This is a genomic window from Thermoleptolyngbya sp. PKUAC-SCTB121 (assembly GCF_016919485.1).
Taxonomy (GTDB): domain Bacteria; phylum Cyanobacteriota; class Cyanobacteriia; order Elainellales; family Elainellaceae; genus Thermoleptolyngbya; species Thermoleptolyngbya sichuanensis.
The window spans coordinates 2475133-2487500 of the sequence record NZ_CP070366.1; the positions used below are offsets into that span (position 1 = coordinate 2475133).

Here is a 12368-nt window from a genome sequence, read left to right on the forward strand (position 1 = left end):
CCTCTTCCCTCTTCGTTCTTCCCTCTTCGTTCTTCCCTCTTCCCTTTTCGTTCTTCGTTCTTCCCTCTTCCTTCTACCGTTTTAGCAACACGCGCTCCGCTGAGAGCGCCCTTACAATATGTAAACGAAACCCATAGATAAGACCGCAGACGGGTGTGTTTATGAAGGATGCACGCAAAAGTGTGCCAAAGTAGTCTTTAACCTCTGCTTAAGTCCTTCTTTACGGTTTCTTTATTGCGGATTGATTGCTCCATCTCTTAATTTTCTATGGCATCGCCCCGAGTTCTCAGCGCTATCATCGCCATCATTCTTGCCTTGGGAATGGTGTGTTTGGGCGGGTGGTATTTCACCCTGGGCGTTGCGCTGATGGTGTATTTGGGGCAATTAGAGTATTTCCAGCTTTGCCGCGCCAAGGGCATGGCTCCGGCTGCCAAGACGACGCTAGCCGTCAGCCAGCTGATTCTGGTAACGGCTACGCTCTCCCCCACGCTGGCTGATGCGGTGGTGCCCGTCGCTGGAACCTGCATTTGCTTTTACCTGCTGTTTCAGCCCAAACTGGCGACGATCGCCGACATTTCTGCCTCCATTTTGGGGCTATTCTACGGCGGCTATCTGCCGAGCTATTGGGTGAGGCTGCGATCGCTCGGCCAGGCAGAAGTCAGCAACCTACCGCTAAATGGCTTTTTGCCCCTCTCCTGGGACGATTGGCAAGCCCTACCGCCAGGGCTGACGACGATGCTCATCGCCTTTGGCTGTATCTGGGCTGCGGATATTGGGGCCTATGTATTTGGCAAGCTGTTTGGCAAAACGCGCCTGTCTGCTATTAGTCCCAAGAAAACGGTAGAAGGGGCAGTGCTGGGGGTGTTGGGCAGCGTCGCGGTCGGGACGATCGGATCTTGGCTGCTGCGGTGGCCGGGCTTTCCGCTGACGGGTATGGCGCTAGGACTAATCATTGGCATTGCCAGCCTGCTGGGTGACCTGACGGAATCGATGATGAAGCGCGACGCGGGCGTAAAGGATTCTGGGCAACTCATTCCGGGGCATGGTGGTATCCTCGATCGCGCCGATAGCTATGTGTTCACTGCGCCACTGGTTTACTATTTCGTGACGCTCCTGCTGCCGCTGCTGCCCGCGTAGGACAGAAATCCTATGTTTGTCTTTGTTAGGAGTTATGCAGTTGGACGATTTCTCGTGGGCGCAGCCCGCGAGAAATCGTCCAAAACCCAGAAAACCTAATCGCAAGTGCGTAAGTCCTATTTGTGTAGACTTTACTTGCGGGCAAACTTGCGGGCAAAGAGGACAGCAGCATGGATACGGCTTCAGGATTGACCTACGCCGTCTTGGGCACGGGGGCGCTGGGCGGCTACTATGGCGCGTGTTTGCAAAAAGCAGGGCTAGAGGTTCACTACTTATTGCGGAGCGACTTTGACCTGGTGCAGCGGCAAGGGCTGGTGATTGAGTCGCCGGATGGGGATTTTGCGCTGCCGCAGGTGAATGCCTATCGGCGATCGCCCGATATGCCGCGCTGCGATGTCGTAATTGTGGCGCTGAAGACGACCCAAAATCACCTGCTGCCAGACCTGCTGCCGCCTGTGGTGAAGGATGATGGCGTGGTGCTGGTGCTGCAAAACGGGCTGGGGGTAGAGGCTGAGGCAGCGGCGATCGCCGGCCCAGAGCGCGTTCTGGGTGGGCTGTGTTTCCTGTGTTCCAACAAAGTTGGGCCGGGGCGCATTCGCCACCTGGACTATAAAAAAATTTCGATGGGTGAATACAGCGCGGCGGGGGAGGCAGTGGGCATTACCGACCGAATGCGGCGGATCGCGGCAGACTTTGAGCGGGCAGACATTCCCATTGAACTGGCTGAGGATTTGGTGCTGGCCCGCTGGAAAAAGCTGATGTGGAACATTCCCTTTAACGGGCTATCCGTGGTGCTGAATGCGACGACGCAGGACATGATGGCCAACCCTGATGCGCGATCGCTCGCCGAGGCGCTGATGGAGGAAGTGATGAAAGGGGCAGCGGCGCAGGGACGGGCGATCGCCCCAGAATTCGTACAGACCATGCTGGATCACACGGCAAAAATGAAGCCCTATCGCACCAGCATGAAGATCGACTACGACGAAAAGCGCCCGCTGGAAGTAGAAGCAATGTATGGCAATCCGCTGCGGGCGGCTCAGGCGGTGGGGGCCCGCTTGCCTCAGATTCAAACGCTATATCAACAACTGCGGTTTCTAGACGCGCAGAATCGGGGCTTGTAGCGGAGCAATCGAGAATTCTCTGAAAGTGGTTTAATACTCTTTGGGAGGTTGCTGGCATGGCGAAGGGTGCGTAGTTTCCGCGCCATGCTCAGAGATTAGTTAATCTATCTGCAAGTTTTCTTGCATGGTTTTGCCTGAGATAGCCGACACAAGACAACGTAAGATGTTAGTCGGCAGTATTTCTTAACAAGGTCAACCTGTGAATCTGTTCGTTTTCCACACACCGGAACTGATTCCTTCCGGCAAAACGCCTGACTGTGCGATCGCCATCGACGTACTCCGGGCGACCAGCACCATGGCCACCGCACTCAACGCTGGAGCCGAAGCGGTTCAGGTGTTTAGCGACCTCAACGAGCTGATGCGGGTGAGCGAATCTTGGGCCCCTGAGAAGCGGATTCGGGCGGGAGAACGGGGCGGCGCAAAGGTAGAAGGGTTTGACTTTGGCAACTCGCCGCTGGACTGCACGCCAGAGGTGGTGACGGGACGACGACTGTTCATCAGCACCACGAATGGCACTCGTGCGCTGACCTCGATCCAGTCTGCCGAAACGGTGATCGCCGCTGCACTGGTCAACCGTCAGGCTGTTGTAGATTATCTGCTGGCTCGCCGCCCCGAAACCGTGTGGCTGGTCGGCTCTGGCTGGGAAGGGTCATTTTCACTAGAGGATACGGTCTGTGCGGGGGCGATTGCCCATCGATTGCAGGTCGAACTCGGCGTTCCGCTAGAAGACCTCGCGGGCAACGACGAACTGATCAGCGCAGTGAGTCTCTACAGCCAGTGGCAAGATCGTCTGCTGGAACTCCTGCACCACGCCACCCACGGCAAACGCCTGCTGCGCCTGCACTGCCACGAAGATTTGAAATACTGCTCCCAAACGGATCTGCTGAATGTGCTACCCATCCAGCGGGAGCCAGGAGTATTGGTGAAGCATGAAAGCTTGATTGGGGTTGCGGGGTAGTTCACCGTTGGGGGTGAGGCAGGGGTGGACGCAGGGGTGATGCAGGGGTGAAGTGGGAGACGCAGCGGTGACACAGTGATCGAGGATTGGGCATAGCGTGCAAGTCAACTCCAGCAGCACGTCGTCTGCTTAATATTTCGCAATATACTGGAGGGTGAGGTGTCTAATATCAATACCCCCGATGATTCTGGAACCTGCCCAGCGGCGCAAGCTTGACGAAACAGACGATGCGCTGTTCTATGACTATCCGCGTTTCGTGACCCATGTAGACGACAGGTTTATTCAGCAGTTGACCGATCTGTACCGGGAACGGCTGAAGCCGGATACTCGCATCCTGGACATGATGAGTAGCTGGGTGTCTCATTTGCCAGAGGAGATGACCTTCGCCCATGTGGAGGGTCACGGCATGAACGCGGAGGAGTTGGCGCGAAATCCCCGGCTTGATCACTACTTTGTGCAGAATCTGAACCAGAATCAGCTTTTGCCGCTGCCCGATCAGTCCTTTGATGCGGTGCTAAATACGGTGTCGGTGCAGTATTTACAGCGACCGGAGGCCGTGTTTGCCGAAATCTATCGCATCCTGAAACCCGGTGGCCTTGCTATCGTCAGCTTTTCTAACCGGATGTTTTTCCAGAAGGCAATTCAGGCGTGGGTAGAAGCATCGGAACCGCAGCGGGTAAAACTGGTAAAGCGCTACTTCGAGCAGATTCCTGGCTTTGGCAAGATTGAGACGATTGCTCGTCAGCCGTCAGTGCCCCCGTTTCTGCAAATGCTGGGTATGGGCGGGGGCGATCCGTTTTATGCGGTGATGGCTGAGCGAGTGAGCTAGAGGATTTTGGATTTTGGATTGTGGGCTGGCTGGCGTATGCGTAAAAACCGAACCCTGATGTGAAGTAATAACAGGACGGCTGAGCTACAGACCCTCCAGCATATGGTTAGTTGGTTACATACACGTTACATACACTTGGTTCCATAAGTTCCATATACGTTACGTACACTTAGTTACAGTTGCATACTCTTGCTTACATACGCTTGAGATACCGACCGGGATAGCGCAGATCGAAGACGAAGATACATACATAGCAAATACGAGATCCGCAAGATCCCTGACTAACCTTAGGCAAACCTTGCAGATACGCTCCGCTTTTAGAGGGTGTTTTATGGACTGCACCGGTCGTTGCAGGCTAGCTGGAGGCGCTGGTGTAGAACCGCAGGGCGAAGCGCCAGAACTGTTGGGCAAACAGGAATAGGGCGATCGCCAGCCCAGCAGACGCGCCAATCCAGCCCCAGGCAGTGCGACCCAGCAGCGCCTCTGCCGGAATCGTGGTGAGAAACGCCACGGGCACGATGAAGGTAAAGAAGAATCGATAGGCGGCGGGGTAGGCAGCCGTAGGAAAGCGCCCCGCCTCCAGCAGACCCCGCAGCACTTCCGTCACGTTATACACCTTGACGAACCAGATGCTAGTGGCTCCCAGGATGAACCACAGGCTGTAGAGGGTGACCAGCCCCAGGGCAAGGGCGATCGCCCCAATGCCGTACACCCCCACGGGCAGCCCCAGCCGCGATCCGGCATAGCCCAGCATTATTAACCCAAACATCAGATCAGGGATGCCCCAAGGCGACACGGTGCGTGTAGACAGCCAGAACTGGGCGCTGATGGGCTTTAGCAAAACAAAATCCAGTGTGCCCAACTGCACCTGTTTCACAATCTGACTGAGGTTGGGCGAGAGGAAGGTGGCGGAAAAGCCCTGGAGCAGCGTGAACATGGCCAGCACGACCAGTGCCTCTTCCCAACTCCATCCCTGAAAGCTGTAGCCTGTGCGGTAAAAGAGAAACAGTCCGAACAGGCTACCTGCCAAACTGCCCAAGCTGCTGAGCGTGGCCAGCACAAAGTTAATCCGATATTCCAGCTCGGCAGCGATCGCCGTTTCCCAGAATAGCCCCAGCACGCGCAGATGACGGCGGATATAGGGCAGCAGTCCACGTCTTCTTGCAAGCCTTTCAGGAGGCTGTGGCATAGGCTTCTAAGGTTCGTTGCTAAGGTTCGCTGAGGTGAGCGCGGGCCCGATCAAGTGCCTGACGAACCTGGTCAAACCCTGTGCCGCCGTAGCTGTTGCGGGCGGAGACAACGCGGGCAGGGGCGATCGCCTCGTAGATGTCATTCTCAAAGGCGGGATGCAGCGACTGCCACTCTTCTAGCGTCAGGTCTTTTAGCAGTTTGCCTGCCGCCAGAGAGGTTTTCACAACTTTGCCCACCAGATTGTATGCCTCGCGGAAAGGCACGCCCTTGGCGGCGAGGTAGTCCGCCACGTCGGTCGCGTTGGAAAAGTCTTCGGCAACGGCGCTGTTTAGCCGCTCGGTGCGAAACTCCATGCCCTCTTGCAGCAGGATGGTCATAGCCTCCAAGCAGCCGCGCACCGTCTTTACCGCGTCGAACAGAGCTTCCTTGTCTTCCTGCAAGTCTTTGTTGTAGGCCAGCGGCAATCCTTTCATCAGCACCAACAGGGCTTGCAAGTGCCCAAACACGCGCCCGGTTTTGCCGCGCACCAGTTCTGGCACGTCGGGATTTTTCTTTTGGGGCATGATGCTGGACCCTGTGGAACAGCTATCTTTCAGCGTTACGAAGCTAAATTCCTCCGATGCCCAGAGGATCACCTCCTCCGACAGGCGCGACAGGTGAACCATGATCAGGCTGGCGGCGCAGAGGAACTCGATTGCGAAGTCGCGATCGCTCACCCCGTCTAAGCTGTTGGAATATACGCCGCCAAAGCCCAGTAGCTCGGCGGAATAGTGGCGATCGATCGGAAAGGTTGTGCCTGCCAGCGCCCCAGACCCCAGCGGCAGCAGGTCAACCCGGCGATACACATCGCCCAGCCGCTCCCAGTCGCGCTGCGCCATGTCGAAATAGGCCAGCAGGTGGTGCGCCAAACTGAGCGGCTGCGCCCGTTGCAGGTGCGTGTAGCCGGGAATCAGCGTTTCGACGTGCTGCTCTGCCAGAGCAAATAGCACCGACTGAAACTGGCGCAACTGCTGGCGGATTTGCCCAATTTGGTCGCGCAGATAAAGCCGCGTGTCGGTGCCTACCTGGTCATTGCGCGATCGCGCTGTGTGCAGCTTTTTGCCCACATCGCCGACGATTTCTGTCAGCCGTCGCTCCACAGCAAAATGCACGTCCTCCGCGTCGATGCCGGGGTTAAACTGTCCCGATCGATATTCCTGGCGAATTTGCTCTAGCCCGGCCACCAACTGTTCGCCCTCTTCGGGAGAGATAATGCCTGTGTGGGCCAGCATTTTGGCGTGGGCTTGCGAACCCGTTAGGTCATATTCGATTAGCTCGATGTCGAAGCCGATGCTGGCGTTAAAGCGGGCGATCGCCGGATGCAAAGCCGACTCAAATCGCTGGCTCCAGGTTTGCTGCGGAGAAGGATTGACCAAAATCTTGTCCTAAGAGTAAATGCTCAGATAAATGTTCAGCGATTGGTTTAGCCATTACCCTTGCGGTGGGCCTGCCCTTGCTATTGGGCTTAGCTATTGCTGCCAGTTTTGACGACTCCTGCCTGACGTTGCTGCATTAAAAGAGACGATTCTGAGTAGTTTGCGCTACCCAAAACCGCTTAATGCCTACTGATGAATCTAGCCATAGGTTGTAAAACCGCGCAGCAGATACCCAATGACGATGCCAATCAGGAGTGCCCAAACCTGGCCAGTCTTTACAAAGTTGTCTGCTGCCCGCCGCACCCCAGCAAATACGTCCGTATCAAACTGTTGTGCCAGCGTTGGGTAATCAAGGTGCCAGTGCCACAGCAGCCCGTCGGGAGCCAGGCTCCAGCTTGCAGGGTCAGCAAAACTAGGGGCACTAGAAACCCACGTCAAGGCGTGATGCGCCAAATCGATCCACATCATGGGGATTGAAGCCTCGTGAAATGATCCTGAAGCGACCGCTGATTTGCGGCAGCCATAAAATACTACGGAATATACCGTAATTTGCAAGCGTTTGATCCAGCCGACTTGCGGGGATGCAGGTTTGGAGCATGAGGCTTGCGCCGCGTCGCCATGCCTAGGAAAATCAGGTAGATAACGCAGAGAAGCGTTGCACAAAGGCTTGGTGGGCGGCGATCGCCAGTCCCGCCTGAAGAGTGGACAAGACTTTCGGCAGATCGCCCGCCAGCAGCGCATCAGCCGCCAGCCACAGACCCGGAAACACCCGGCTTTGAATGATACCCGCCTCGTCGGGGGCGATCGCTCTATATTCCTCTGCCTCCAGCGCAAACCAGTCTAGCTGACCTTCCAGCGTGCACCAGACGAGGTATTCCTGAACCTGATTGCGGCGATAGACCCGCTTTTTGTCATGCAGGTCAAGGGCGGCGCTGCTGGCAGCAATTTCGACAATGAGGTCTGGCGCACCTTCGATATAGTCATCCCGGCTAATATTGGCGCGCTGTCCGGGAATAAACAGCACCGCGTCGGGTTGGGGTTCATTATCGGGGTCAAGGCGCACGGTCGGCTCAATGCCAAGGATTAACCCTGGGGTAAAGGCTTTGTAGGTTCCTAGCCAGGTAACCACATTGCCGTGCGGTTCGCCGTGACTTTTGATTCGCGGCGGGGATGCCATATAGACCACTCCTTCCACCAGTTCGGCCTTCCTCAACTCCGGCATCGCTTTATATCGCCGTTCAAACTCGGCACGAGAGAGGCGATCGCCATTTTCCAGCGGAGGAATTGTCAGAACTTGCTGAGAAGTGGTCACCATTTGCCCAGGAGTTGTGGCTAACGCCTTACAGGACAGAAGCTTGAGCAAAGAAACTCGCTAATTTGGCTTCACTCGCATCACAATTAACGTCATGTCGTCAGTTGCGTCGCGCCCCGCCCCGACAAACTGCTGCACCTGCCCAAACAGGTATTCCAAAATTTCTTGCGGGTTGCCGTAGGTTTGGCAAGCATACTCGACATCTTTCACCAGGTTTTCTTCATCGTAGCGATCGCCATTCGGGCTAGCCGCATCAGTAAATCCGTCAGTGAAGTAAATGATTGTATCACCCGGAGCCAGTTGCACCTGCGCGTCGAAATACTGCGTATCCATATCCAGCCCAATCAGCATTCCCAGCGTGTCTAGCCGGGTGATTTTGCCTGTCGCGGCTTGCCACAGCAGCGGCGGGTTGTGGGCAGCGTTGCTGTAGGACAAGACCTGGGTTTCAGTGTTGTATTCGGAATAAAACAGCGTCACAAAGCGGTTAGAGTTTTCTAAATCCGCGTACATGACGTGGTTCAAGTGCTGCAAAATCCGCGAGGGCTGGTGTCCGTTCAGCACTTCTGCCCGCAACATTCCCCGCAGCATGGTCATAATCAGCCCAGCCGGAACGCCCTTGCCCATCACGTCGCCGATTGTAATGCTCCAGCGGTTGCAGTTGCTCAGCGTGCCCTTTCTGGCGCGTACCTGGTCATAGTTCACCGGGATGAAGTCGTAATAGTCGCCGCCGACGCGGTTGGCGTTTTTGCAGCGGGCTGCCAATTCCAGTCCTTCGATTTGGGGGCACTGGCGGGGCAAAAGCTGCCGCTGGATTTCTTCGCCAATTTCTAGCTCTCGATCTAGGCGCTCTTTTTTGCGGAGTTCGACAGTGAGTTCGTCTGTGGCGATCGCCACCGCAGTCTGATCCGCCACCAGCCTCACCAGCTTCTGCCGCGTCTCTGTCCACTCATAGTTCGGGTCATAGCTGAAGACATAGAGCCGCCCCCGCTCCTCGTTTTTAGACAAAATTGCCGTGCCAAACATCTGCACGTCTGCGCCCAAGTGGCGATTAACCTGATAGTCGAGGGCCGCCGTCAAATCGGCTGATGGAACCAGCGCAGTTCCCGCAGTGGGGGACGAAGCCGTAAGCTGTAGCGTCGCCGTTTCCAAGGCCTTGCGAATGGTCTGGCAATTGTGTCCATCCTGGCAGTGAATTCGCTCAAGGCGTAATTGCCCGTTGGGGCGAAATAGAATCAGTGCGCCCCCGTCGGCATCGGTCACTCGACTGGCAATCAGCGGGGTTAGCTCTAAAAATTGATTGAGATTGGTAAAGCTTCGCAGCGCAAACCCCAGAGAACTCAGCAAATCTTGGACTTTGTTATGTTCCCGGTTCAGCCGAGACACGAGCTCCTTCAGCGCAAACACAGGCGTGATGTCTGGCGCGGGCGTGCCGCCAGGCAAATCAGGCGATTGTGAAGGCTGTCGTGGAACGGGAACAGTGGTCATGCGAGGCTTAGTTTGCGGCTTGGCAGAAACCAGATAAGACTGGGAGTTGGGACTGTGAAAATTGCCTTATACGAAAATTAGCTTGTAGAAATTGCCTGCAAGGGGCTTGTCGGGCATTACAGTCGGAAGGCAATGAACTTGAGATTAGGTTTTATCGAGTGTACACAGAATTAGCAGCAGAACAACTTAGGAAAGATTTCTTAACCGGAGTATAGGACGATTTTGCGGCTATGGGCAGTTTTGCCGGACAGAGCCAAAACTGAATAGGCTGTATTGAACTGAATAGGCTGTATTGATTGGGAGCGTATTGATTGGGAGCGTATTGATTGGGAGAAGGTCTGAGTGCGGAGATGATTGGGCTTGGTTCTGATTCAGATTTGATGCCCGATTTTGGTACCCGATCAAGCAAGGTGTGTGGCAAAGTGATGACGGCTATGCCGCTCTCCTGCGTAATAGGGATCGACTACAGGGTTACTACAGGACATGCTCTGGCAATCCCGTATCAAGATAACGCTCTGCTGAAGAGTCTGAAGAAGATGATTGGATTCTGGGCCAGGGCAAAGCGCCAAAGCCGTTACGGGGATTGTAGAAGAACTTCGCTAGGCGCAAAGTAAAGTTTTGCGAAAGCTGGATACCCTATTCGTGATGAGTCTTGGGAAGGAGTCGAGTCAGGGCGATCGCCCTCCAGCCCGGCCGTAGCCGCTCCACATCCAGCCATAGCCCCCAGATGATGTTCAATGGCAAGCTCTTTTGATAATAGCGACCTGGAATGGCAACTTGGCGGCTATTTCTTGGCGGCTATTTCAGTCGTCCGTCTTCCAGATACAGCACTCGGTCAGCAACGTCCATAATTCGAGGATCGTGCGTCACGATGAGAACGGTGCGTCCCCGCTCTTTGGCGAGAGTGCTGAGCAGATCGATCACGGCGTGTCCGCTAGTAGAGTCGAGGGCTGCCGTGGGTTCGTCTGCCATAATCAGCGGCGGGTTTCCGGCCAGGGCGCGGGCGATCGCCACTCGCTGTTTCTGTCCGCCAGAGAGGTTCTTGGGCAGGTTTTTGGCGCGACTGCCCAGACCTACGGCTTCCAGCAGCGACAATGCCTCATGGCGGGCCGCCTTGCCGCGAATGCCCTTCATCTCCAGTGCCAGTTCGATATTCTCTAGGGCCGTCAGCGCTGGAAACAGGTTAAAGCCCTGAAAGATGAAACCGATGTTTTGCAGGCGAAATTGCGAAAGCTGCGATCGCGACATTGCAGTAATTTCCTGACCTAGCAGACGAACACTGCCGCCTGAAGGAGTCAGGATGCCTGCCAGGATCGAGAGCAGCGTCGTTTTGCCAGAGCCGGACGGCCCCATCAAGAGCTGGATGCTGCCTGCAGGAATTTCTAGGTTAATGTTACTGAGTGCTTGAAACTGCTCGGCTCCTTCTCCGTACACCATTTCTACGCCGCGAGTGGCGATCGCCTCCGACACAGCAGGTGTCAGCTCTCGCTCTGCCAAATACTGAGACGGCAAAGGCACTACGAGGGATGAAGCTAAATTCAGATGCGATACAGTCATGAACTTAGGATGTAAACGGCAGCGTGATCCACAACAACAGATCGATTAAGGACTGGGCACCTCGATTAATTGCCTTATTGAGAATTTCAGGAGCCTGAAACCCTTGTTTTCTCATAGCCATTCTCAAGAGGATCTGAATTTTTCGAGGTGCCCGACTGAACCATAGAACTGTGAGGCACTCAGTGACTTCAATCCAACCCTGACACCAGGTATTCGGGTGTTTTCAAAATCAAGGCAAGATCCAGATGTCAAAATAAATTGTCAAAAGCTAGCCCACAGTTCTAATCAACTTAAAATCCTAAAGAAGCTATCCCACTAGACTCCAAAACTAGTTCACAGGTTGCATCCCTTAAGACTTGTCTCTCACTTCTCGCAATAACTTCACGATAGTTTGAATGCCCAAAAGTTGCCTTCACCCGGTTGACCGAACCCCCATTTTCTGTATACGAAGACCTCAAACCTGTTCTAATCAATGCTTCACGTGCAAAACCCTCAAATTCGGAATCCGTCTCTCTTTGGGCAGATCTAAACCTATTTAAACTTCAACTCGAGTTGCAAATCATCATCCCTGCTATGAACGGCTCTTAACCTTTATCTAGTGTAATAAGCCTTTCTACTCACACTCCGTAACCCTAGACACGAAAATATTTGCGTTTTTATAAAGTTTTGACTGGGCTTAAATGTCACATCTAGCTTCCCAAACTGCAAACCTCTAAGCCTTGAACACAATAGCCGGGTCAACATGGGTCACTTTCTGAATTGCAAACAGTGCTGAAGTAACGCACATTCCAACCGTAATGCCCAAAATGCCAATGGCGGTCATTGGTGTAATCAGAATCGTGATGCCCTGCGTTGCAAAAGTCCAGGCTCCTAACCCTAGACACAGCGCCACGCTGGGAATATAGCCCAAAATTGCCATCCATAGCGCTTGCTCGATGATGATGCGATAAATTACCCAGTCGGATGCGCCCATTGCTTTCAACGTGCCAAATTCTCGAATATGGTCGGCGACCGATGAGTATAAAATTTGTCCTACAATTACCATTCCCACAATGACACCCACAGTAGCACCTAAGCCTAATACAAAGCCGATCCCCGTGCGCTGCACCCAATACCTCTGTGTCAAATTAGACATCTCTTCTTTGGTATAAGCCTTGGTATTGGGCAAGGCTTGTTCTAATCGGCGCTTAAGCGCTTCCAGATCGGTTCCGGGTTCTGCTTTGACTAAGACGTAGGTAATGACATCTGTGGGAGAGAGGGGGCGAGGTTCTGGCACAGCATCGGGATTGATCGTCCGCTCAAACAGGTTGCTGCAAATCAGTTGACCGTCCTGTAAGCGGCAGCTTGTGGTGGACGTATAAGC

At 54.5% G+C, this 12368-nt stretch carries 11 protein-coding genes (1 of these 11 running past the window's edge); 4 read left to right on the forward strand and 7 right to left on the reverse strand.

What is annotated here, in order from left to right:
* Positions 1–267 precede the first annotated feature (267 nt).
* The 4 genes from JTM80_RS10410 to JTM80_RS10425 all read left to right on the forward strand — a co-directional run bounded on the left by JTM80_RS10410 (position 268) and on the right by JTM80_RS10425 (position 4045).
* Positions 268–1137: a phosphatidate cytidylyltransferase gene (locus tag JTM80_RS10410; protein WP_172358172.1), complete on the forward strand. Its 870-nt coding sequence runs from the start codon at positions 268–270 to the stop codon at positions 1135–1137.
* Positions 1138–1307: 170 nt separating this feature from the next.
* On the forward strand, positions 1308–2258 hold the full coding sequence (locus JTM80_RS10415; protein ID WP_172358171.1) for a putative 2-dehydropantoate 2-reductase: 951 nt from the start codon (positions 1308–1310) through the stop codon (positions 2256–2258).
* A gap of 199 nt (positions 2259–2457) precedes the next feature.
* Complete coding sequence (locus JTM80_RS10420; RefSeq protein WP_172358170.1) at positions 2458–3216, forward strand: 2-phosphosulfolactate phosphatase family protein; 759 nt, start codon at positions 2458–2460, stop codon at positions 3214–3216.
* A 181-nt stretch (positions 3217–3397) separates the two neighbouring features.
* On the forward strand, positions 3398–4045 hold the full coding sequence (locus tag JTM80_RS10425) for a class I SAM-dependent methyltransferase (protein WP_172358169.1): 648 nt from the start codon (positions 3398–3400) through the stop codon (positions 4043–4045).
* A 355-nt stretch (positions 4046–4400) separates the two neighbouring features.
* Here the strand turns inward: JTM80_RS10425 and JTM80_RS10430 are convergent, their stop codons facing one another.
* The 7 genes from JTM80_RS10430 to JTM80_RS10460 all read right to left on the reverse strand — a co-directional run.
* Entirely contained in the window at positions 4401–5234 is an 834-nt protein-coding gene (locus JTM80_RS10430; protein ID WP_290427089.1) for an ABC transporter permease, read from the reverse strand.
* A gap of 19 nt (positions 5235–5253) precedes the next feature.
* Positions 5254–6651: an argininosuccinate lyase gene (argH, locus tag JTM80_RS10435; protein WP_205371133.1), complete on the reverse strand. Its 1398-nt coding sequence runs from the start codon at positions 6649–6651 to the stop codon at positions 5254–5256.
* 198 nt (positions 6652–6849) lie between these two features.
* Positions 6850–7089 carry a hypothetical protein gene (locus JTM80_RS10440; protein ID WP_205371136.1) on the reverse strand — a complete coding sequence of 80 codons (240 nt, stop codon included), beginning with the start codon at positions 7087–7089 and terminating at the stop codon, positions 6850–6852.
* A gap of 193 nt (positions 7090–7282) precedes the next feature.
* Entirely contained in the window at positions 7283–7966 is a 684-nt protein-coding gene (locus tag JTM80_RS10445) for a Uma2 family endonuclease (RefSeq protein WP_172358167.1), read from the reverse strand.
* Positions 7967–8023: 57 nt separating this feature from the next.
* Positions 8024–9448: a PP2C family protein-serine/threonine phosphatase gene (locus JTM80_RS10450; protein ID WP_205371138.1), complete on the reverse strand. Its 1425-nt coding sequence runs from the start codon at positions 9446–9448 to the stop codon at positions 8024–8026.
* A 798-nt stretch (positions 9449–10246) separates the two neighbouring features.
* A complete protein-coding gene (locus JTM80_RS10455; RefSeq protein ID WP_225906851.1) occupies positions 10247–10885 on the reverse strand; it encodes an ABC transporter ATP-binding protein in 639 nt (212 codons plus the stop codon).
* Between the two features lie 832 nt (positions 10886–11717).
* A protein-coding gene (locus JTM80_RS10460; protein ID WP_172358164.1) for an FtsX-like permease family protein crosses the window boundary here: on the reverse strand, positions 11718–12368 show its 3' portion. Its footprint extends 588 nt past the window's final position; 651 of the gene's 1239 nt are visible here — the last part of the coding sequence; its start codon lies beyond the right edge, outside the window; it ends in the stop codon at positions 11718–11720.

Excerpts from the sequence above, each read along its gene's own strand:
- JTM80_RS10410 (WP_172358172.1), top strand. The coding sequence starts at position 268 with ATGGCATCGCCCCGAGTTCTCAGCGCTATCATCGCCATCATTCTTGCC.
- JTM80_RS10415 (WP_172358171.1), top strand. The coding sequence starts at position 1,308 with ATGGATACGGCTTCAGGATTGACCTACGCCGTCTTGGGCACGGGGGCG.
- JTM80_RS10425 (WP_172358169.1), top strand. The coding sequence starts at position 3,398 with ATGATTCTGGAACCTGCCCAGCGGCGCAAGCTTGACGAAACAGACGAT.
- JTM80_RS10430 (WP_290427089.1), bottom strand. The coding sequence starts at position 5,234 with ATGCCACAGCCTCCTGAAAGGCTTGCAAGAAGACGTGGACTGCTGCCC.
- JTM80_RS10445 (WP_172358167.1), bottom strand. The coding sequence starts at position 7,966 with ATGGTGACCACTTCTCAGCAAGTTCTGACAATTCCTCCGCTGGAAAAT.
- JTM80_RS10450 (WP_205371138.1), bottom strand. The coding sequence starts at position 9,448 with ATGACCACTGTTCCCGTTCCACGACAGCCTTCACAATCGCCTGATTTG.
- JTM80_RS10455 (WP_225906851.1), bottom strand. The coding sequence starts at position 10,885 with ATGGTGTACGGAGAAGGAGCCGAGCAGTTTCAAGCACTCAGTAACATT.